Genomic DNA, 19,538 nt, shown 5'->3' with positions numbered 1-19,538 from the left:
GCGTCGCGAGCCGCGCGGCTCGTCGTCAGACGTCGCGCTTCTTGACCGCGGCCAGGGCGAGGACACCGATCGCGACGACCCACGCTGCCAGGACCCCGCCGCCGGCCCAACCGTTCAGCACGACGCCCTCGGGTGCGGGCTGGCCCGCGGACCGCTCGTAGGTGTAGAGCTGGCTGCCGGCCTGGTCGGGCAGGAAGCGGGACACGTCGAGGAGCCACTGCTGGTCCACCAGCCCCGCGAAGAGCTGCAGCACGATCGGCAGGACGAGCAGCACGCCGAGCGCGATCGCGATGCCACCGGCGCTCGACCGGACCAGGAGGCCGATGCCGAAGGCGAGCAGCGCGATCCCCGTGACGTAGACCGACGAACCGAGGATCGGCATGAATACGGCGGGGTCGGCCAGGTCGGCGTGCACGCCCTTGTCCGCCTGGAACAGCGCGACGAGCACGACCCCGATCCACGTCGCCGCTGCACTGACCACGAAGGTGGCCACGGCGAGGACGACGGCCTTGGCGAGGATCGCACCGGTGCGCCCGGGGTCGGCCGTGAAGGTCGAGCGGACCTGCCCGGTGCCGTACTCACCCGTGATGATGAGGACACCCAGGACCGCGGCGACCAGCACGGTGAAGCCGACCGACGAGATGCTGAGGTTGACGATCTGGGCGTTCGCGACCGCCTGGGTCACCTCGGCGCCCTCGGGCAGACCGACGATCGGCGCGTAGAGCCCGAGCAGCGCACCGAGCCCGATGGTCAGCACGACGATGATGGCGTAGCACCACCACGTCGACCGGATGCTGCGGAACTTGATCCACTCGCTGCGGACGAGTCGACCGAACCCGAGTCCGACGCGGTCGGGCATCGCGGTGGCCGTCGCGGCGCTCATCGTGCGACCTCCGCCTGGTACTCGACCTCGTCCTTCGTGAGGGCCATGTACGCCTCCTCGAGGCTCGCACCCATGGGGGTGAGTTCGTGGAGCACCGCGCCGGCACGGGCGGCGATGGTGCCGATCTGCTGTGCGTCGGGACCGACGACCACGAAGGCGCCGTCCTCGCGCGGGGTGATCGACGACGCCGCTGATCCCACGGCATCGAAGAGCTGGTCGGGGTGCGGGGTCCGGACGAGGGTCCGTGCGCCGCCGCCCTGTCCGCTGCCCGCGACGAACTCCGCGATCGGGGCGTCGGCCAGGACCTTGCCGCGGCCGAGCACGACCACGCGGTCGGCCGTCTGCGCCATCTCGCTCATGAGGTGACTGGAGAGGAAGACCGTGCGTCCCTCGGACGCCAGGTGCCGGGCGAGCTGGCGCACCCACACGACGCCGTCCGGGTCGAGGCCGTTGACCGGCTCGTCCAGGATCAGGGTCCTCGGGTCGCCGAGCAGTGCCGCCGCGATGCCGAGCCGCTGCCCCATGCCGAGGGAGAACCCGCCGACGCGCTTCTTCGCGACCGACTCGAGGCCGGTGAGCTCGATCACGTGGTGCACGCGGGACTTCGGGATGCCGTGCGTCGCCGCGAGCGAGAGCAGGTGGTTGTACGCGCTGCGCCCGGAGTGGACGGCCTTCGCCTCGAGCAGCGCGCCGACCTGGCGGAGCGGGTCGCGGAAGGACCGGTAGTCCTGGCCGTTCACCCGGACGCGTCCGGACGTGGGCGTGTCGAGGCCCATGATCATCCGCATGGTCGTGGACTTCCCGGCGCCGTTCGGCCCGAGGAAGCCGGTGACGCTGCCGGGACGGACGACGAAGGAGATGTCGTCGACGGCGGTCTTGGCGCCGTAGCGCTTGGACAGATGCTCGATCTCGATCACGTGGTCCACGCTATTTCCGGGACACCGCCGAGCGCGTCCCCCCTGGGGCGGAGACCCGGGGTCATCCCGCAGGAGGACGCCGCGCTGGAAGGACACCCGGACGGCGCACCAATCCGGCTGCGCACCTGCTCCGAAACCCCTGTACGACGACGACGCTGCCCCTGCGCGGTGACCCGGAGACGCCGTCGTGGAACGCATTCGGAAGGACCGCACCATGACCAGCAACGCAGCATCACCCCGTACCGGTTTCGCGTCGACCCTCGTCCAGAAGGGCGCACTGCTCTTCGGCGTCGTCTTCCTCATCGTCGGCATCGCCGGCTTCATCCCGGGCCTGACCATGGACATGGGCACCATGTCCTTCGCCGGCAACAGCTCGATGGCCATGCTCCTCGGCCTGTTCCAGGTGTCGGCCCTGCACAACATCGTCCACCTGCTCTTCGGCATCGTCGGCATCCTCGCCGCCCGCTCCGCCGCAGGGTCGCGCTCGTACCTGCTCATCGGCGGCATCGTCTACGCCGTGCTGTTCGTCTTCGGCCTCTTCGTCGCCGGCATGGCCGGGGCTGCGAACTTCGTCCCGCTGAACAGCGCCGACAACGTCCTGCACGCCTTCCTCGCCGTCGCGATGATCGTCCTCGGCGTGCTCCTGCCCCGCGCCGGACGCACCACCCGCTGACCGACCTCGGTGGACCGCCCGGTGCTGGGCGGTCCACCGGACCAGCGGTGGCCTCCCCGGGGATCAGGGGTCATCGGACGCCCCCGTCGCAGCAGCGGCGGGGGCGTCGTCGTGTCCCGGGTGAACCCGGCGCAGCGCGCAGCGCGTACGCGCCAGAGGCGCAGCGCTGCCCTCGCGCGCGTCAGAGGCGCAGCGCGAGGGCGTTCGCGGTCAGGCCGGCAGCCGTCCCGCAGAGCAGCACGGTGTCCCCGCGCCGGAGCCGACCGTCGTCGAGGCACCGCGCGAGCATGAACGGCACCGACGACGAGACCGAGTTCCCGAACGCCGCGACCTCGTCGACGTACTTGTCCGTCGGGATCCCGAGCCGGCGCATCGCGAGCCCGATCGCGCCGCTGGCCTGGTGCGGTACGACCAGGTCGACGTCGTCCAGCCCGAGACCGCTGCACTCCCAGAACCGCGCGAAGAACCCGGGCAGGACCCGGAGCATCCCGGTCAGGGCGCGCCGGCCGTGCATGTCGAACAGGTAGTCAGCGGGGTCGCCGTCGGCGTACTGCTGCGCCGGGTACCGGGACAGGCCGCCCCGGAGCTCGGTGTCGTGGGCGTGCTCCGGCCAGGTCTGCTGCAGCGCCGACAGCACCCCCTGCGCCCCGTCGCCGCGCGTCAGCACCACCGCGGCCGCAGCGTCGGAGAACAGCTCGGCGGACTCCCGTTGCGCCGGGTCGAGGAAGCGTGACCCGACGTCCCCGGAGACGATGAGCACCCGGTCGTGGTCGCCGTCCTCCAGGTAGCGGGAGGCGATGTCGAGTGCCGTGATGAAGCTCGTGCACGTCGAGTTCACGTCGAACGCGGCCGCTCGGGCGTCGGGCGCGACCCGCTCCGTCACGAGTGCCGCCGTGCAGGGGATCGGCTGCACGCCGGCGGCGCAGGCGGCGATCACGAGGTCGAGGTCGGCGGCGTCGATGCCGGCGTGCTCGATGGCCCGGGACGCTGCCGTGGCGAGCATGTCGAGGTGCGACACGTCGTCGGCGATGCGGTACCGGGTGACGGTGCGGGCACCGCTGCCGTAGGTGACCGTCCGGTCCGGCAGTGCCGTCCCCCACCCGGCGATGGCGCAGTGCTTCATGGTCCCCCTCGGTCCTCGTCGTCGTCGACGAGCAGGTCCACCCCGGTCCGGTGCTCGTCGTGGCTGAACAGCAGTCTGACACCTGCGCGCTCGAGGGCGAGCAGGCGCTCGGCGGTGTCGCGCTGCGATCGGGCGTCGTGGGCGACCGCACGCGGCAGGAGGCGCAGGTCGCGCTCGCGTCCGAGCAGGTCGCGGCTCCAGGCGGCGTCGCCCGCGAGCAGCACGCGGTCCTCGACCAGGACGCCGAGGTGCCCGTCGGCGTGCCCGGGCAGCCGGACGAGCCGCGTGCGACCGTCCCCGAACGGGTCGGCCGTCGACAGACCGACCGCGGCGAGCGGCCCGGTCGGAGCGGGGACGAAGGCGCTGTCCGGGACGACCTGCAGCCGGTCGACGAGCCCCGCGGGCAGCAGTCCGCGCAGCTGCCCGGCGAGCACGCGCGGGCGGGCGATGCCCCGGACCACGCCCTCGGAGGCCAGCACCCGCGCGTGCGGCACGGCAGCCAGCCCGCCGACGTGGTCGGGGTGCAGGTGCGACAGGACGACGTGCGTGACGCCGTCCGTGTCGATCGCGTCGGCGAGTGTGCTGCCCGGGGGGACGACGGGCGGGAGCAGGCGTCGGTACAGCTGCCCGGCGGCACCCGTGCGCCACGGCAGGGGTGCGTACCCGGTGTCGAACAGCACGGAGCGGTCCGGACCGGTCCAGTGGAAGACGTTCGCGGGGAAGACCCGACGGCCACGGGGCGCACCGCGGAGCAGACGGTGCACGTCGTGGGTCGTCCACCCGCAGGCGGCGGCGCGCAGGGTGCCGACCGGGCGCTCACCCACGCGGCTGCTCACCGACGTGCCGGCCGGCGGGCGCGTAGCTCGCGAGTGCCTCGTCGAGCCCGACGACCGGCTGGTAGCCGAGCACCTGCCGAGCCCGGGTCAGGTCGAGGGTCTGCGAGTGCGTGATCGTCGTCACCGTGTACCGGGTGATCGGCGGCTCGGGCTGCCCGGGCAGCACCGTGCACACGGCCTCGAGCACGGTGGCCAGCGCGGACACCGGCCCGGCGGGCAGGTGCAGGTGCCGCGGCCGGACCCCGAGTTCGGTGAGCAGCTGGTCGAGGAGCTCGACGAACGGACGCGGGTCCCCGTTCGTGATGTTGAACGCCAGCCCGGCGGCCCCGGGCACCTCGGCCGCGAGCCGGACGGCGTGCGCGACGTTCTCGACGGCGGTCAGGTCGACGAGTCCGCGTCCGCCGCGCAGGAGGGGCACGCCGACCCGTTCGTGCACGCGGAGCAGCCTCGGGACGAGTCCGGTGTCGCCCGCGCCGATGATGCCGCGCGGCCGCAGGACGACGATCTCGGGTCCGTCGGGGTCGCCGGTCGCGGCGCGGAGGAGCGCCTCGGCGTGCAGCTTCGAACGGATGTAGTGGTTCATCGGGCGGCTCGGGTCGACCTGGTCCTCGCGGATGTCGAGCCGGTCGCGCGGTGCGGCGTAGATGCCGGGCGACGACACGTGCACGAGCCGCCGCGCCCCGACGCGACGTGCGTACTCGAGCACCCGGGCGGTCCCGGTGACGTTGGCGTGCTCGAAGGCCGACCACGGGCCCCACGGCGAGCTGAGCGCCGCGCAGTGCACGACGACGTCGGCGGGGACGTCCGCGCGGGCGAGGTCGTCGAGGTCGCCGACGTGGACGTCACCGGCGGGCAGCGCCGATCCCCGCCGACCGGACGCCGTGACGCGGTAGCCGTGCTCGCGCAGGGTCCGCACGACGTGGCCGCCGACGAACCCGCTCGCCCCCGTGACCAGCGCTCGCTCCCCGGTGCCTGCTCCCCCCATGCCCCAGATCCTACGAGCCCGGCAGGAGCCGGCGGCCCCTAGGCTCGGGGCGTGCGGATCGCGCTGGTCACCGACTACTACCTGCCGACGCTCGGGGGCGTCCAGACGGCGGTGCGCTCCCTGGCCGAGGCCCTCACGGCGGCGGGACACGACGTCACGGTCTTCTGTCCCGACGACCCGGCGGGCCCCGTGCACTCGGCGGGCACGGCGCAGGCACCCGGCACCGCCACCGTGCCGGCCGTCGTCGGTCTGCCCGTCTCCCGCGTGTTCCGCCCCGACGGCTACCCCTTCGCGTGGTCCCCGCGTCGCCTCCGCGCCCTGCTCCGCCGCGAGTTCGCCGCACGCCGGGTCGACGTCGTGCACACCCACTCCGAGATGTTCGCGGCGCTCGGCGGGATCCGGGCCGCGCAGGACCTCGGCATCCCGGTGGTGCACACGATGCACGGCCGCATCGACGTCTACACGCGGAACGTCCTGCCCGTGCCCGCCGTCACGACCGCGCTGCTCGCCTTCCTGCACGCGACGCAGGTCCCCCGCCGGGGCGTCCGTGTCGCGGCCGACACCCCGTACACCCGGACCCGGACGGCGCGGCGGATGTGGCGGGTCATGCTCGCGCAGTCGCGGGCGAGCGACCACGTCGTGGTCCCGTCGCGGCACTTCGCCGACAAGCTCGTCGACCGGGGCGTCCGGACCCCGGTGTCGGTCGTCTCGAACGGCATCGAGCCCGCGGTCCTCGACGCGATCGGACCGGCGACCGTCCGGACCAGGACCGCAGGCGAGCCGCTCCGGGTGCTCTGGGTCGGGCGCCTATCGCCCGAGAAGCGTCCGGAGGTCCTGGTCGAGGCCGCCCGCTCCTTCCCACCCGGCACCGTGGTCGACGTGCTCGGCGACGGCGTCGCGCGTGCTGCGGTCGCCCGGGCAGCGGCCGGCACCCCGGTCCGGCTGCACGGCTCGACCCCGCACGACGAGGTCCTCGCCGCCATGCGCCGTGCACACGTGCTCGTGTCGAGTTCCTCCGACTTCGACAACCAGCCGATGGTGATGCTCGAGGCCGTCGCCACCGGCCTGCCCGTCGTGCACTGCGACCCGGACCTCGCCGAGGTCGTCCCCGACGGCGGTGGCTTCACGACGCCGACGCCGGAGGCCGCGGGGATCGCGTCGGTCGTCCGACGGCTCCACGACGAGCCGGAGCATCTCGTGCGAGCAAGCGCCGCGCTGGTCGCGGCCCGCGACCGCGTCGAGCAGCGCGTCGACGAGCTGGTGGCGGTCTACGCGAGCGTCCTGCGGCCGTCCCGCACCACGTGACGGACGGGAGGCTCGGTGCCGGCCGACACCGAGCCTCCCGTCCGTCGTGTGGCCGCTCAGACCGTGGCGGACGCACCCTCGAGGGTCGCGGCGAGCGGGTCGAAGTCCTCGGGCAGCGACGCGATCGGCGCCACCGTCGACGCGACCTCGACGAACGCGCGGCGCGCGACGGACTCCTCGACCGCGACCATGGTGTCGAGCACGTGGTACCCGACCTCGCCGGTCGCGACGTGCGCACCGCCCCCGCGGATCGCCCGTGCCATGTCGAGCACGCCGAGACCACGGCCGACCGTCGGTTCCTCGTCGGACAGGGTCTCCCACGCCTGCTCGATCGGGAACGACACGTCCGTGCCGAGCGGTCGTGCGATGCGGATCGGGTGTCCACCCCCGAAGGTGTTCGGGTCCGGGAGCACGATCGTGCCCTCGGTGCCGTTCACCTCGAAGACGCCGTGCCGGAACAGCGGGGTGTCGAACGACAGCAGCGACTGCGCGTTCCCGCCCTGCTCGAACGACGTGAGCACCGAGAGGTGCGTCGGGACCTCGACCGGGAACTCCTGCCCGGCGTTCGGACCGACCACCAGCTGCCGGGTCTCGCGCGACCGGGACCCCGTCGCCACGACGGACGCGACCGGGCCGAGCAGGTGCACGAGCGCCGTGAAGTAGTACGGGCCCATGTCGAACAGCGGGCCGGCACCCTTCGCGTAGAGGAAGGACGCGTTCGGGTGGAACACGTCCGGTCCCTGCCACTGGAAGCTCGTGACGGCGGTGAGGGGGGTACCGATCGCGCCGGCCTCGATCGCGCGCTTCGCGGTCTGCCACCCGGTGCCGAGGACGGTGTCCGGTGCGATGCCGAGACGCAGGCCGAGCTCGTCGGCGAGCGCCACGAGTCCGGCGGCGCTCTCGCGGTCGACGCCGATCGGCTTCTCGCTCCAGACGTGCTTGCCGGCGCGGAGTGCCGCCGTGGAGACCTCGACGTGCGTGGCGGGCAGGGTGAGGTTCACGACGATCTCGACGTCGGGGTCGGTGAGGACCTCGTCGCCGGTGCCCGACGCGGGGATGCCCCACTTCGCCGCCGACGCCGCGGCGCGCTCGGTGTCGATGTCGCCGATCCGGACCACCTCGACGTCCGGGAAGGTCGTGAGGTTCGTCAGGTACTGCTCGCTGATCATCCCGGCGCCGATGAAGCCGACGCCGACGCGGCCGGTGCGGGTCATGCGGACACCCCCGTGGTGGCGGTCTCGTCCGACCCGGCGAGCGCGGCCTGCAGCCAGCGGTACGACTGCTCGACCCCGTCGAAGATCTCCCCGTCGAAGCCGTCGAACTCGATGACGGCGTACTCGAGCGCCGGCGCTGCGGCGAGCGCCTCGGCCAGCCGGACGTCGCCCTGGCCGGCCGGGGTCTGGTCGGTCGGCACCTGCGCGGTGGAGATCCCCTCGCGCATCGGGCCGTCCTTGACGTGCACGGCGACGATGCGGTCGCCGAGCTCCTCGACGAAGGGCACGAGGTCGATGCCCGCGGCGGACGCCCAGTACAGGTCGAGCTCGAGCACGACGCGCGGGTCGAGCAGTTCGGCGAGCACCTGCAGCGCGGGCCTGCCGTCGATGCGCGGCCGGAGCTCGTGGTCGTGGTTGTGGTAGCCGACGCGCAGGCCGTGGCCGGCGGCTTCCTCGGCGGCCGCGTTCAGCCGGGCGGCGACCCGCTCGACGCCCTCGCGGGTCGTCCAGTGGTCGGGGCCGACGAACGGGTCGATGACGATCTCGAGCCCGAGGGCCGACGCCTCGGCGAAGGTCTCGGCGTGCGACGGGGCGGTCATCACCGTGCCGTCCGGCAGCGGGATCGACTCCTCGACCAGGAAGGCGTGGCCGGTGCGCGCGCTGATGCCGTGCGCGTCGAAGGCCGTCCGGAGCTCGGCTGCGCGACCGACGAAGGCGAACGCCTCGACGGTGTCGAACCCGATCGCGGCGAGGCGGGCGACGCCGCCGTCGAGGTCGGGCGCCAGCGCCTTGTCGACCGTGTAGAGCTGGAGGGAGATGCGGGGTGCCACGGTGGTCACCGGACCTTCTTGATCGGGAGGATGACGAGCGCACCGAGGAGCACGGCGACGCCGGCGCCCCAGAGCATGAGCGTGTAGTTCTGACCGCCGCCGATGCCGAGCAGGAACAGGCCGACCGCCGGGGCGAGCGACTGCGGCAGGGCGTTGGCGATGTTGATGACACCGAGGTCCTTGCCCGGACGCTCGGGGTCGGGCAGCACGTCGACGACGAGCGCGGTGTCGATCGCTGCGTAGATGCCGAAGGCGAACCCGAGCACGATCTCCGCGAAGTAGAACCCGCCGACGCTGTCGACGTGGGCGAGGATCACCAGGCCGACCGCGGTGAGGGCGGTGGAGCCCCAGACGAAGACCTTGCGGCGACGGACGCGGTCGGACACCCAGCCCGAGACCGCGGCGCTGACGAGCAGGGCGACCGTGTACAGGAGCACACCGAACGCGACGGTGGCGGTGGCCTCGGCCAGGTCCTCGATCCCGATCTGGTCCTGCATGTAGAGCAGGCGGTAGGTCGTGAACATGAACGTGCCGAAGGTGATGAGGAAGCGGCCCCACCAGGCGAGCCCGAAGTCCGGGTGCTTGATCGGGTTCGTCCAGAACGAGGCGATCAGGGTGGTCCAGCTGAAGGGCTTCGTCGGGGTCGTCGGCAGCTCGTCACGGGCGACGAACGAGTAGACGAGGATGACCGCGACGGCCAGGATGCCCGGGGCGATGAAGAGCAGCGGCAGGTTCCCGACCAGGTACACGGCGAGGTACAGGCCGGCGAGGATCGCGGTGTTCTGCGCGAGGGCGATGACGCTCGACGCCTTGCCGCGCTGGAACTCCGGCACGTTGTCGGCGAAGCTCGCGGTCAGGGTGGCGAGGACGGCGTTCGCGGAGACCTGGGCAAGGACCCACGCGAGGGTGAGCTGGACCACGTCCGGCGAGAACGCGAGCCAGGCGAGGGCGCCGAGGAAGACGACGACACCGCCGACCATCCACGGGCGACGGCGACCCCAGCGGGTGCGGGTCCGGTCGGAGATCGCCCCGAACAGCGGGTTCGCGAACAGGGCACCGAGTGCACCGAACGGCAGGACCGACCCGACGATCGTCTCGGGGCTGGACGGGTTCAGCTCCTGCGCCTTGATCGACATGCTCACGAACACCGGGGTGAGCAGGGCGGCGAAGAGTCCGAACTGGGCGAGGCTGAGTGCCCAGAGGTACTTCGGGCCGACCCGGACGGTGCTGACGTTCTGCGTGAGGCCCTCGACCGAGAACGCACGCGATGCGGCTGCGGGGTCGGTGCTCGTGGCTCCCGCGGCCGCGGTGACCGGCGGGTTCGCGGTACCGGCGAGACCGGACTGCGGTTCTTCCTTCGACGTCGGTGTCGACATGACTCCTCCTCGAGCCATCGGGGGCGGCGTGCCCTCTCGAATACCTAGTGCTGCTAGGTGATCAGGACAGTAACACCGAAAACCTTCCTCCGGAAGCTTTCTTTTCGACATGTGTCGGCGTCGAGCCCGCAACACGCAACCCCGGCGGTTCCCCGCAACGCCCTGCCACTGCGAGCAGTCGCCGACGTTGCGTTCTGCACTTCTCGGTCGGGCTGCGGAACAACGGGTCTCCCGCGTGGGTTGAGACGCACGGGCGGCCGAACGCCGGTCGCTCCTGACGAAAGGCACGCACATGACCCAGACGGTCCTCCTCGAGGTCCAGCTGCGAGACGACGTCGCGCAGGACACGATCGACTCCGCGATCCGCGAGACCCTCGCCCAGACGGCGACCTTCGCGGGCAACGAGTCGCTCGAGGTCCTGGTCGACGACTCCGACCTGCTGCACCTCGTCGTGCTCGAGCGGTGGACCACGCCCGCCGACCACGACGCCTACGTCGCCTGGCGCGCGACCGACGAAGGTGCCCCGAGGGCCCTCGCCGCGATCGTCGCCGCGCCGCCCGTCACGCGGACGTTCGGCCGGACGCTCGACCTCGGCTGACGGATCAGCGCGAGCCCGGTCACGGTCGGCGCCGCCGGAGGAACGACGGGGACGCGCCGGCGCCCTGACCGGGCCGTGGCCGCCGGACCGCGCTCACCCGCCTGCACCCCGGTCGCTCGGGCGTCCCGTGACCGGATCCGAGACGCGCACCCCCCGTGGCTCGCGGATGCGCCTGAGGGGTGAGCAGACGACCCAGACGACGGTGAGCAGGTTGCCCGCACACCCGATCGCGATCGCGGCCCTCGTTCCGAGGGCATCGCCGACGAGTCCGCCGAGCGCCGCCCCGACGGCGATGACCCCGTAGCTGATCCACCGCATGGTCGCGTTGACCCGCCCGAGCAGGTGGTCCGGCGTCCGGAGCTGCCGCAGGGTGAGCGCGACGACGCTCGAGAGCGCTGTCCCGGCACCGTTGCACGCGAACGCCAGCACGAGGACCGCCGTCGCCGTGGGTCGCGGCCAGTCCGGTCCGACGGCGGGCAGGGCGAACAGCGCGACGCACTCGACGGCAGCACACGCCACGAGGACCGGTCCGACACCCCACCGACGGACCGTCCTCGGAGCGGCAGCCGCCCCGACGACGGCACCGATCGCGCCGAGGCTGAAGACCGCGCCGAGCTCACCGGCGGTCATGCCCAGCTGTCGGACCGCGTGCACGGTGAAGAGGACGAGGATCCACTGCGCGAAGAGGTTGTAGATCGCGGCGAAGCCCACGAGGGAGACCAGGTACCGGTCCCTCCGCACGTGGTCGAAGCCGTCGCGGAGATCCCGGAGCACGCCGTGCCCGCTGGGTACCGGTCTGGCTTCCGGACGACGGATCCGAGCGAGCGCGACGGCTGAGACCACGTACGTCGCCGCGTGCGCGAGGAGCGCCCACGGTGCGGTCAGGACCTGCACGAGCAGGCCCGCGATCCCCGGGCCACCGACCTCAGCGACGGACGACGTGGCCTGGAGCCGCCCGTTCGCCCGCTCCAGCTGGTCGCGCCCGGCGACCGTGGGGAGGAAGGACTGGTACCCGACCTCGAACGCCACCGTGCAGGCACCGAGCGCGGCGACCGCCACGACCAGCAGTGGGAGCGTCAGCGCACCCGTCACCGCGAGCACGACGACACCGACCGTCAGCAGCGCCCGCACCACGTCGGCGGCCACGAGGACCGGCCGCCTCCGGCACCGATCGATCACCACGCCGAACGGGAGGGCGAGCAGCAGGAAGGGCACCCACCGGGCGGCACCGAGCAGCCCCGCCTCGCCGGCGGTGGCGTGGAGGACCACGACGGCGAGGAGCGGCACCGCGAGTTCACTGACCTGCCCGCCGACAGCGGACGCACCGAGTGCTGTCCAGAGGCGCGAGAAGTCGGCGCCGAGGCGTGGTGGACTAATGGCTTTCAAGTCATCCATGCATTAGACCCTGCCAGACCGTCGCTAATGGCGTACAGCCTCCACGCCCATTAGGCTGGGGGTATGGACGCACCCGCGAAGCCCGCGTTCCCGAAGGTCGCAGGCCACCTGGCCCTGGACCTCGTCGACACGGTCCACTGGCGCCTCGACGACGCGCGCTCGATCGACACCCTCCCGACGTTCGACGAACTCCTCCGCTGGTCCACGGAGATCGCCGGCTGCGCCGACCTCGGCGACCTCCGGGCCGCGGCGGTCGAGGTGCCGGACGTCGCTGCCCGGGAGCTGGCAGCGGTGATCAGGCTGCGCGAAGCGATCTACGAGGCCGTGTTCCAGGGCTCGGACACGGCCGTCGACCTCGTCGCCACCGAGTACGCCGGCGCCGTGCAGCGCTCATCCCTGGTGCGGGATCCCGACCAGAGCAGTTGGACGTGGTCGGTACCGACCGGCCTCACCGGCCCCCGCACGCTGATCGCCCGGGAAGCGCAGGACCTGCTCACCTCGGACCTCAGCCGCGCGCGCCAGTGCGGGGACGACGCCTGCGGCTGGGTGTACCTGGACACCTCACCGCGGCACAACCGCATCTGGTGCACCGCAGCCGGCTGTGGCAACCGCAACCGGGTCGCGCGGCACCAGGCCCGGAAGCAGCACTGACGACGCGCCGGGGCGGACGGGAGGCACGGGACGGAGCCCGCACCGCGCCTCCCGTCCGCCGCTGGTCACGTCGCGGACGCGACCACCCGCTGCTCGGCCGGCTCGCGCCCGACGGTGACCGCTGCCGACGTGCCCCGCACCTCGGCCCGGTACTCCCCACGGAACCCGCGCACCCGCACCTGCCCGCGCTCGTCGGTGCGGAGCACGGTCGGCCCCGTCCACCACTCCTCCTTGACGAGTCGACGCAGTGCCTCGTACGACGGCTTCGGCGTCCCGTCCTCGCGGACCAGCCCGATCGGCGCGCCGAGCCAGGCGCCCGTGTCGGTGATGCCCCAGAGGGTGACCGCCTCGACCGCGGGGTGCCCGACCAGGCTCCGGTAGTGCCGCTCGACCTCGTCCGCCTGTCGGGCCTCGCCCTCGGGCGTCGAGGGCCACGAGTCCACCACGTGGTCGTTCAGGTCCACGACGCGCGCGGGCATGAGGTCACCCGACACGAGCGAGGTCTCGGTCAGGTGCAGCGGCAGGCCGTACCGGGCGAAGCGGTCGACCATCGCGAGCATCGTCTCCTCACCCCAGTACCCCTGGTGCATGTGGGTCTGCAGCCCGATGGCGTCGATCTGCACGCCGGCCTCGAGCACGCCCTCGATCAGGCACTCGTACGCGCTCGACAGGTCGAAGTCGTTGAGCAGCAGGGTCGCGCGCGGGTTCGCGGCGCGGGCCTCCTCGAACGCCATCCGGATCGTCGAGATGCGGCCCTTCGCCCGGGCGAGCGGGGTGATGGCGTTGTCGCCGTTGTCGAACACGGGCATGATGACGACCTCGTTGATCGCGTCCCAGGTGTCGACCAGCCCGGCGAGGTCGCCGACCTCGCGGCGGATGCGCTCCCGCTGCAGCTGCTCGACCTCGTCGAGGGGCAGCCCGAGGAGCCAGTCCGGCTGCACGGTGTGCCAGACGAGCGGGTGCCCCTTGAGCGCGATCCCCCGGTCGCGGAACCACTCCGCGGTGCGCCGGAGCCGAGCGGTGTCCGGGCGCCCGCGCTCCGGCTCGAAGCGCCCCCAGTAGAACGGCAGCGTCGCAGTCGTGAAGACGTCAGCGTACAGGTCGGCGAGGCGTTCGAGGCGCTCCCGTCCGGCACCGTCGACCTCGTCGTTCGCCAGCTCCACGAAGTCGAACCCGATGTTGCCGAACCCGAAGGCATGCCGGGTCTGCTCGACGGCGACCTCGACGTCCGGCAGCGGTGCGCCGTGGTGGTCGACGACCGTCAGGACGGTCTCGCCGGTGCGGTGCGCGACCGACTCGTGCTGGACTCCGTGCTCGACCATGGGCTGCTCCTCCGGCGGCCGCGTCGCCACCGTCGTCCGGTTTTGTTGTGCTGCCGAACATAGCTGGTGCTCGGCGGACGCGACAGCCCCGACCCCACCGTCGTCCGGAGACCGCGGTTCCCTGGGGGCCTGGCTGAACGGATCCGTTGCCCCCGGGCGGCTCCGCACGGCTGCTCCATCGACTGCCGCGGGACAGTCACCGCATGACGACGACGATCGACGCGGCCGCGGAACGCCCGGCCCGGTGGTGGCACCAGGGCCGGTGGGAGCAGGCCACCCTCACCCTGGTGGTGGTGCTCGGCGCGGTGCTCACGAGCTGGAACCTCGGCCGCGGCGGCGACCTGTCCTTCTACGCGAGCGCCGTCCGGTCCATGTCCGAGTCCCTGCCGGCCTTCCTCTCGGGCTCCTTCGACCCGGATGCGACCGTCACCCTCGACAAGCTCGCCGGCTTCGCGGTCCCCCAGGCGATCAGCGTGCACCTCTTCGGCATGTCCGCGGCCGCGATGGGCCTACCGCAGGTCGTCGAGGGCGCCGTCACCACGATGGCGGTGTCGGTGGTCGTGCTCCGCTGGCTCGGGGCCCGCGCCGGTCTGGTCGCGGCCGCGCTGACCGCCGCGACCCCGATCTTCGTGTCGATGTTCGGCCACCCGATGGAGGACGGCCTGCTCACCGCTGCGCTCGCCGTCGCCCTCGTGTGGTGGCAACGCGCCGCCCTGACCCGCACCTGGTGGCCGCTGCTGCTCGCGGGGCTGTTCGTCGGCATCGGGTTCCAGGCCAAGATGCTGCAGGCGTGGCTGGTCCTCCCGGCGCTGGTGGTCGGCACCCTCGTCGCGACCGCCGGTCCGGGTCCGCGCTGGCGTCGGGCCGCCGGTCACCTCGCCGCCCTGGTGTCGGCGACGCTGGTCGCGAGCCTCGGGTGGTCGGTCGTCGTCGCCCTGCTCCCGACGGCCGACCACCCGTTCGTCGACGGCTCCACCGACGACAGCGTCTTCGCGATGGTCTTCGGCTACAACGGGGTCGACCGGTTCCTGCCGGGAGCCTGGCCGGGCGCCGTCAGTGCGCTGCGGACCGCGGGTGACGCGGCCGCGGACCGGTGGTCGCTCGCGGTCGGCCACGCGGCCGGACACCCGCTCCTGCAGTTGTTCTCGCCCCGCTACGCCTCGCAGGTCGGGTGGTCGTGGCCCGCTGCGCTCGCCGGGATCGTGCTCGGCGCGTTCCGCTGGTGGCCGCGACGCACCGTCCGGGAGGCCCGGGTCCCCTCCGCCACGCTGTGCACGCTGGTCGTCTGGCTGGCGACCGCGGTGGTGGTCCTGTCCGTCATGCACCTGCCGCACACCGCCTACGTCGCGGGCATCGGCGTGCAGCTCGCCGCCCTCGCCGCCCTCGGCTGGTGGGGAGCCGCCCGGCTCGCGGACGCTCCGGACCGCCGACTGCGGCTCGTCCCCGCTGGGCTGCTCGTCCTGCAGGGCGCCTGGTGGACCTGGCTCGCACGCACCTCGGCAGAGCCGGCGCTGCTCGCGACCGTCGCCGTCGGCACGACCGCCGCCGCCCTCGTCGTGCTCGGCGTCCGGAGCCGTCGGTCCGGGCCGGCGGCGACCGGACGAGCGCCGGGCGGGGCGGGGCGACGGACCGCGGCGGGCCTGCTCGTCGCCGCGGTCGTGCTCGGGCCCGCGTGCTTCTCCCTGCAGGCGCTCGACGCCGCTCGTGACGGGAGCCGTGCGGACGCCTCGGTCGGGCTCGGGCAGGGCATCGACGGCCGGAACGGGCAGCGGCCGCTCCGAGCGGTCGCCCTCGGGCGCGGTGGTACCGGCAGGATCGGCACCGACGACCGTCTCACTCCGGCAGCGGACGACGCCTTCACCGTCTCGCCGCCCGACCCGTGGGGCGGCGACACCGACCTGCCCCCTGCGGAGCGGGCACTGGTCACGGACGCCCGGCAGGCCGGTGGCGGTCGTGACGGCGCACCCCTGTTCCTGACCGACTCGTGGCAGGTCGCCTCCGATGTCATCGGGGCGACCGGCGACGAGGTCCTGACCGACGGCGGCTTCTCCGGCCAGGTGCCCGTCTTCACCACGGCGCAGATCGAGTCAGCGGTGCACTCCGGCCGCGAGCGCCTGTTCGTCGTGTCGGCAGACGCCCGGGCCTCCGACCCGGTCCGCCGGGCGACGGACGCACTCGGCTGCCGGGTGCTGCACCGCTGGGGCGCCGCGGTCGGCGTCCGGACGACGCCCTGGGGAGCCCTGCAGTCGTACGCGCTGGAGCGTTGCTCCTGACGACCCCGCTCCGTCCGGCTACGGTGCAGGGATGAGGGATGCCGAGGTCGCTCCGCACGACGCCGTCCTGCTGGCCGGGGGCCGGGCGTCGCGGATGGGCGGGGTCGACAAGACCGCGCTCGTCTCCGGCGGGCAGACGCTCTCGGGCCACGCGATCGCCGCTGCTGCCGGTGCCCGGACGGTGGTGCTCGTCGGACTCCGCGCCGGCCGCACCGCGCCGGCCGGCGTCGTGCAGGTCCGTGAGGACCCGCCCTTCGGCGGCCCGGTCGCCGCGATCGCCGCCGGACTCGCTGCCGTGGCCGACCCCGCTCCGTGGACGCTCGTGCTCGCGTGCGACCTGGTCCGGCCCGAGGCCGCCGTCGATCGGCTCGTGCGGGCGATCACGGGCGCCGGGGGCGCCGACGGGCTGGTGGCGGTCGACGAGGACGGGCGTCGGCAGCACCTGCTCGCGCTGTACCGTTCGGACGCGCTGCGCGCTGCGGTCCGGGCGCTCGGCGACCCGACCGGCGCGGCGGTGCGACGGCTGACCGGCGGCCTCCGGCTCGTCGAGGTCCCGCTGCCCGCCGCACTCTGTGCGGACGTGGACGAACCGGAGGACGCCGTGCGGGCCACGGCGGACACTCGGCTGCTTGACTGACCGCATGACCACTGACGACGTCCTCGCCGCCTGGACCGCCGAGCTCGCCGAGGCGCTCGGCCTCCCCGAGGGCGCTGCGCTCGACCGCGACGTCGTGCTCGACCTCGCCCGTGACGCCGCGCACGGCGTGGCCCGTCCGGCTGCTCCGCTGACCACCTTCCTGGTCGGGTACGCCGCGGGGCTCCGCGGCGGGTCGGAGGCGGACCTGGCCGATGCCGCGGCGACCGCGACGCGGCTCGCGCTCGCGCACAGGGACACCCCGGACACGACCGACGGACCGGACGGACCCGAGCACACGGGCCGGATCGACGGCACCACCGGGTCCGACGCCCGGTGACGCTGGTCCTGCCGTCCTGGTCCGACGCCCGGCACGAGGCACACCGGCAGGGCGTCCGCCTCGCCGCCGACACCGCCACCGACCCGGGAGCCGGACCCGTCCGGCTCGACCTGGCGTCGGCGCTCGGCCGGACGCTCGCCGGCGACCTCGCCGCCCGCGGCGACGTCCCCGGGCACGACGGCGCAGCCATGGACGGGTGGGCCGTCGCGGGACCGGGGCCGTGGGTGCTCGGCGCGCCGATCGTCGCCGGAGCGGTCCCCTCCGACGTGCCGCTGCCGACCGGGCACGCCCGACCGATCACGACCGGGGCACCCGTCCCGCCCGGCACGGAGGCCGTGGTGCGGTCCGAGGACGCCGCGGTCGGCGACGGCCGGTTGGTCCGCCACACGCCGTCCACCCGCCGACACGTCCGACCGGCGGGCGAGGAGGTCACCCGTGACCAGGTGCTGTTCGCCGGCGGCACGGTGCTCACGCCGCCGCGTGCAGCGCTGGCAGCCGCCTCGGGGGTCGACGACGTGCGCGTCGCGCCGGTCCCGACCGCCCGGGTCGCGGTGCTCGGCGACGAGGTCGTCGGTGCCGGGGTCCCACGACCCGGACAGGTCCGCGACGTCTTCTCGCACACCCTGCCCGCGGTGCTCGGGACCTTCGGTGCCGACCCCGTCTCTTCGGACCGCGTGCCGGACGACCCCGACACCACCGCCCGCGTGCTCGACGCCGCTCGCGAGCGCCTCGTCGTGAGCACGGGCGGCACGGCCGGTTCGTCGACCGACCACGTCCGCGGTGCGCTCGCCCGGATCGGGGCCGAGCTGCTCGTCGACCGGGTCGACGTGCGTCCGGGACGACCGATGCTCCTCGCCCGCCGGGGCCCGACGGTGTTCCTGTGCCTGCCAGGCAACCCGATGGCCGCGATGGTCGGCCTCGTGCTGCTCGGTGGACCGCTCGTCGCCGGACTGCTCGGACGGCCGCTCGAGCCGGTGGGACGGGTGCGGCTCGCGGTCGACGTGCCCAACGACCGGCCGGGCGCGCTGGTGCTCGCGTACCGCGCGACGCCCGAGGGCGCCGTCCCGGCGTCGCACCAGACCTCGGCGATGCTGCGGGGCCTGGCCGACGCGGACGGACTGCTGGTCGTCCCGGCCGGGGGCGGCGTGGCGGGCGAGGACGTGCCTCCCGTCCGGCTGCCGTGGTGCTGACGGGCGCACCGGACGGTCCGACGGCAGGCCTGAGGACCGCCACAGGACGGCGTGCGGGAACCGCACCGCCCTGGCGGGTGCCGGGCACGGGTGGTAGACCCGGAGCATGAGCCGGATCACGGCGCGGAAGCGCGTCACCCGCATCACCGTCGCGACGTCCCGGTCGGTGCGCGACGACCTGCTGGCCGTCGAGGAGCCGCTCGAGATCCGCGTCGGCGGGAACTCGCTCGCGATCACCATGCGGACGCCCGGCAACGACGTCGACCTCGCCGCGGGGTTCCTGGTGTCCGAGGGCGTGATCGCCCGGGGTGACGACTTCGCCGCCGCCCGGTACTGCGCCGGCGCGACGGACGAGGGGCTCAACACCTACAACGTGCTCGACGTGACGCTCGCACTCGGCGTCCCCGCGCCGGACCCGAGCCTGGAGCGCGCGTTCTACACGACGAGCTCGTGCGGCCTGTGCGGCAAGGCCAGCATCGACGCCGTGCGGACGACCTCGCAGCACAGCGTCCTGCACGACGACCTCGTGCTCGACCCGGCGCTCCTCGCGACGTTCCCCGACCGGCTGCGCGAGGCCCAGGACGTGTTCGAGAAGACCGGCGGCCTGCACGCCGCAGCGCTGTTCGACGGCGCCAGCGGGCGGATGCTCGTGCTCCGCGAGGACGTCGGTCGGCACAACGCCGTCGACAAGGTCGTCGGGTGGGCCGTGAAGGAAGGACGGCTGCCCCTGCGGGGCACGGTCCTCATGGTCTCCGGCCGGGCGAGCTTCGAGCTGACGCAGAAGGCCTCGATGGCCGGGATCCCGGTGCTCGCCGCCGTGTCCGCGCCGTCGTCGCTCGCGGTCGACCTGGCGAAGGAGGTCGGCATCACGATCGTCGGCTTCCTGCGCGGCCAGAGCATGGTCGTCTACAGCCGCCCCGAACGCATCACCGAACCAGCACCAGCCCCTCGAGAGACCGTGAGCGCACCGTGACCGAACAGCCCCCGAAGGAC

General features: G+C 73.5%; 19 protein-coding genes. 9 read left to right on the top strand and 10 right to left on the bottom strand.

From position 1 onward, the window contains the following. Window positions 1–25 precede the first annotated feature (25 nt). Both J2X59_RS12165 and J2X59_RS12160 read right to left on the bottom strand, forming a co-directional pair. Window positions 26–883 carry an ABC transporter permease subunit gene (locus J2X59_RS12165; protein ID WP_326496846.1) on the bottom strand — a complete coding sequence of 286 codons (858 nt, stop codon included), beginning with the start codon at window positions 881–883 and terminating at the stop codon, window positions 26–28. Further along, window positions 880–1,800, bottom strand: a complete 921-nt coding sequence (locus J2X59_RS12160; protein ID WP_209685835.1) for an ABC transporter ATP-binding protein — start codon at window positions 1,798–1,800, stop codon at window positions 880–882. The genes J2X59_RS12165 and J2X59_RS12160 overlap by 4 nt, the downstream gene beginning before the upstream one ends. A 214-nt stretch (window positions 1,801–2,014) precedes the next feature. On the opposite strand from J2X59_RS12160, the gene J2X59_RS12155 reads away from it, so the two are divergent. Beyond that, window positions 2,015–2,473, top strand: a complete 459-nt coding sequence (locus J2X59_RS12155) for a DUF4383 domain-containing protein (RefSeq protein ID WP_326496845.1) — start codon at window positions 2,015–2,017, stop codon at window positions 2,471–2,473. A gap of 181 nt (window positions 2,474–2,654) precedes the next feature. On the opposite strand, the gene J2X59_RS12150 is transcribed toward J2X59_RS12155, so the two are convergent. From J2X59_RS12150 to J2X59_RS12140, 3 genes are read right to left on the bottom strand one after another with little or no spacing between them, the layout of a single operon-like run. Further along, complete coding sequence (locus tag J2X59_RS12150; RefSeq protein WP_326496844.1) at window positions 2,655–3,596, bottom strand: 3-oxoacyl-[acyl-carrier-protein] synthase III C-terminal domain-containing protein; 942 nt, start codon at window positions 3,594–3,596, stop codon at window positions 2,655–2,657. Next, window positions 3,593–4,420, bottom strand: a complete 828-nt coding sequence (locus J2X59_RS12145) for an MBL fold metallo-hydrolase (protein WP_326496843.1) — start codon at window positions 4,418–4,420, stop codon at window positions 3,593–3,595. The genes J2X59_RS12150 and J2X59_RS12145 overlap by 4 nt, the downstream gene beginning before the upstream one ends. After that, window positions 4,413–5,417 (bottom strand): NAD-dependent epimerase/dehydratase family protein, encoded by a 1,005-nt coding sequence (locus tag J2X59_RS12140; protein ID WP_326496842.1) that lies wholly within the window; start codon window positions 5,415–5,417, stop codon window positions 4,413–4,415. Before J2X59_RS12140 ends, J2X59_RS12145 begins: the two co-directional genes overlap by 8 nt. Before the next feature lie 51 nt (window positions 5,418–5,468). Between J2X59_RS12140 and J2X59_RS12135 the strand changes: the two genes are divergently transcribed. Beyond that, window positions 5,469–6,722 carry a glycosyltransferase gene (locus J2X59_RS12135; RefSeq protein ID WP_326496841.1) on the top strand — a complete coding sequence of 418 codons (1,254 nt, stop codon included), beginning with the start codon at window positions 5,469–5,471 and terminating at the stop codon, window positions 6,720–6,722. Window positions 6,723–6,778: 56 nt separating this feature from the next. On the opposite strand, the gene J2X59_RS12130 is transcribed toward J2X59_RS12135, so the two are convergent. The 3 genes from J2X59_RS12130 to J2X59_RS12120 are packed head-to-tail and all read right to left on the bottom strand — an operon-like array spanning window position 6,779 to window position 10,142. Continuing rightward, window positions 6,779–7,936 (bottom strand): Gfo/Idh/MocA family protein, encoded by a 1,158-nt coding sequence (locus J2X59_RS12130; RefSeq protein ID WP_066656133.1) that lies wholly within the window; start codon window positions 7,934–7,936, stop codon window positions 6,779–6,781. Next, the gene (locus tag J2X59_RS12125) at window positions 7,933–8,775 is read right to left on the bottom strand and encodes a sugar phosphate isomerase/epimerase family protein (RefSeq protein ID WP_326496840.1); all 843 of its coding nucleotides are present in this window, start codon (window positions 8,773–8,775) and stop codon (window positions 7,933–7,935) included. Before J2X59_RS12125 ends, J2X59_RS12130 begins: the two co-directional genes overlap by 4 nt. Then, window positions 8,772–10,142 (bottom strand): MFS transporter, encoded by a 1,371-nt coding sequence (locus J2X59_RS12120; protein ID WP_326496839.1) that lies wholly within the window; start codon window positions 10,140–10,142, stop codon window positions 8,772–8,774. The genes J2X59_RS12125 and J2X59_RS12120 overlap by 4 nt, the downstream gene beginning before the upstream one ends. Window positions 10,143–10,434: 292 nt before the next feature. Here J2X59_RS12120 and J2X59_RS12115 point away from each other — a divergent pair, with 292 nt between their 5' ends. Further along, the gene (locus tag J2X59_RS12115) at window positions 10,435–10,740 is read left to right on the top strand and encodes a putative quinol monooxygenase (RefSeq protein ID WP_326496838.1); all 306 of its coding nucleotides are present in this window, start codon (window positions 10,435–10,437) and stop codon (window positions 10,738–10,740) included. A 93-nt stretch (window positions 10,741–10,833) separates the two neighbouring features. Here J2X59_RS12115 and J2X59_RS12110 read toward each other — a convergent pair whose 3' ends face one another. After that, complete coding sequence (locus tag J2X59_RS12110; protein ID WP_326496837.1) at window positions 10,834–12,135, bottom strand: MFS transporter; 1,302 nt, start codon at window positions 12,133–12,135, stop codon at window positions 10,834–10,836. Between the two features lie 63 nt (window positions 12,136–12,198). Between J2X59_RS12110 and J2X59_RS12105 the strand changes: the two genes are divergently transcribed. Continuing rightward, window positions 12,199–12,786, top strand: a complete 588-nt coding sequence (locus tag J2X59_RS12105; protein ID WP_326496836.1) for a CGNR zinc finger domain-containing protein — start codon at window positions 12,199–12,201, stop codon at window positions 12,784–12,786. A 65-nt stretch (window positions 12,787–12,851) separates the two neighbouring features. On the opposite strand, the gene J2X59_RS12100 is transcribed toward J2X59_RS12105, so the two are convergent. Next, window positions 12,852–14,108: an endo-1,4-beta-xylanase gene (locus J2X59_RS12100; RefSeq protein ID WP_326496835.1), complete on the bottom strand. Its 1,257-nt coding sequence runs from the start codon at window positions 14,106–14,108 to the stop codon at window positions 12,852–12,854. Between the two features lie 203 nt (window positions 14,109–14,311). On the opposite strand from J2X59_RS12100, the gene J2X59_RS12095 reads away from it, so the two are divergent. From J2X59_RS12095 to fdhD, 5 genes are all read left to right on the top strand, one after another. Continuing rightward, window positions 14,312–16,381, top strand: a complete 2,070-nt coding sequence (locus J2X59_RS12095; protein WP_326496834.1) for a glycosyltransferase family 39 protein — start codon at window positions 14,312–14,314, stop codon at window positions 16,379–16,381. A gap of 31 nt (window positions 16,382–16,412) precedes the next feature. Next, complete coding sequence (gene mobA / locus J2X59_RS12090) at window positions 16,413–17,018, top strand: molybdenum cofactor guanylyltransferase (RefSeq protein ID WP_326496833.1); 606 nt, start codon at window positions 16,413–16,415, stop codon at window positions 17,016–17,018. Window positions 17,019–17,022: 4 nt separating this feature from the next. Beyond that, complete coding sequence (locus J2X59_RS12085; RefSeq protein WP_326496832.1) at window positions 17,023–17,355, top strand: DUF6457 domain-containing protein; 333 nt, start codon at window positions 17,023–17,025, stop codon at window positions 17,353–17,355. Then, the gene (locus J2X59_RS12080; RefSeq protein WP_326496831.1) at window positions 17,352–18,545 is read left to right on the top strand and encodes a molybdopterin molybdotransferase MoeA; all 1,194 of its coding nucleotides are present in this window, start codon (window positions 17,352–17,354) and stop codon (window positions 18,543–18,545) included. The genes J2X59_RS12085 and J2X59_RS12080 overlap by 4 nt, the downstream gene beginning before the upstream one ends. A 106-nt stretch (window positions 18,546–18,651) precedes the next feature. Next, the gene (gene fdhD / locus J2X59_RS12075) at window positions 18,652–19,518 is read left to right on the top strand and encodes a formate dehydrogenase accessory sulfurtransferase FdhD (protein ID WP_066656158.1); all 867 of its coding nucleotides are present in this window, start codon (window positions 18,652–18,654) and stop codon (window positions 19,516–19,518) included. Window positions 19,519–19,538: the final 20 nt, after the last annotated feature.

Source organism: Curtobacterium sp. 260 (genome assembly GCF_030803485.1).
Classification (GTDB): domain Bacteria; phylum Actinomycetota; class Actinomycetes; order Actinomycetales; family Microbacteriaceae; genus Curtobacterium.
Note: the sequence above shows the minus strand (reverse complement) of the source record. Positions and strands in the feature narration are given on the sequence as shown.

Bases quoted from the DNA above. Each gene is read 5' to 3' on its own strand.
- J2X59_RS12130 (WP_066656133.1), bottom strand. From the start codon at position 7,936: ATGACCCGCACCGGCCGCGTCGGCGTCGGCTTCATCGGCGCCGGGATG.
- J2X59_RS12085 (WP_326496832.1), top strand. From the start codon at position 17,023: ATGACCACTGACGACGTCCTCGCCGCCTGGACCGCCGAGCTCGCCGAG.
- J2X59_RS12095 (WP_326496834.1), top strand. From the start codon at position 14,312: ATGACGACGACGATCGACGCGGCCGCGGAACGCCCGGCCCGGTGGTGG.
- J2X59_RS12120 (WP_326496839.1), bottom strand. From the start codon at position 10,142: ATGTCGACACCGACGTCGAAGGAAGAACCGCAGTCCGGTCTCGCCGGT.
- J2X59_RS12105 (WP_326496836.1), top strand. From the start codon at position 12,199: ATGGACGCACCCGCGAAGCCCGCGTTCCCGAAGGTCGCAGGCCACCTG.
- J2X59_RS12150 (WP_326496844.1), bottom strand. From the start codon at position 3,596: ATGAAGCACTGCGCCATCGCCGGGTGGGGGACGGCACTGCCGGACCGG.
- J2X59_RS12115 (WP_326496838.1), top strand. From the start codon at position 10,435: ATGACCCAGACGGTCCTCCTCGAGGTCCAGCTGCGAGACGACGTCGCG.
- J2X59_RS12165 (WP_326496846.1), bottom strand. From the start codon at position 883: ATGAGCGCCGCGACGGCCACCGCGATGCCCGACCGCGTCGGACTCGGG.
- J2X59_RS12155 (WP_326496845.1), top strand. From the start codon at position 2,015: ATGACCAGCAACGCAGCATCACCCCGTACCGGTTTCGCGTCGACCCTC.
- mobA (WP_326496833.1), top strand. From the start codon at position 16,413: ATGAGGGATGCCGAGGTCGCTCCGCACGACGCCGTCCTGCTGGCCGGG.
- J2X59_RS12110 (WP_326496837.1), bottom strand. From the start codon at position 12,135: ATGGATGACTTGAAAGCCATTAGTCCACCACGCCTCGGCGCCGACTTC.
- J2X59_RS12140 (WP_326496842.1), bottom strand. From the start codon at position 5,417: ATGGGGGGAGCAGGCACCGGGGAGCGAGCGCTGGTCACGGGGGCGAGC.
- fdhD (WP_066656158.1), top strand. From the start codon at position 18,652: ATGAGCCGGATCACGGCGCGGAAGCGCGTCACCCGCATCACCGTCGCG.
- J2X59_RS12100 (WP_326496835.1), bottom strand. From the start codon at position 14,108: ATGGTCGAGCACGGAGTCCAGCACGAGTCGGTCGCGCACCGCACCGGC.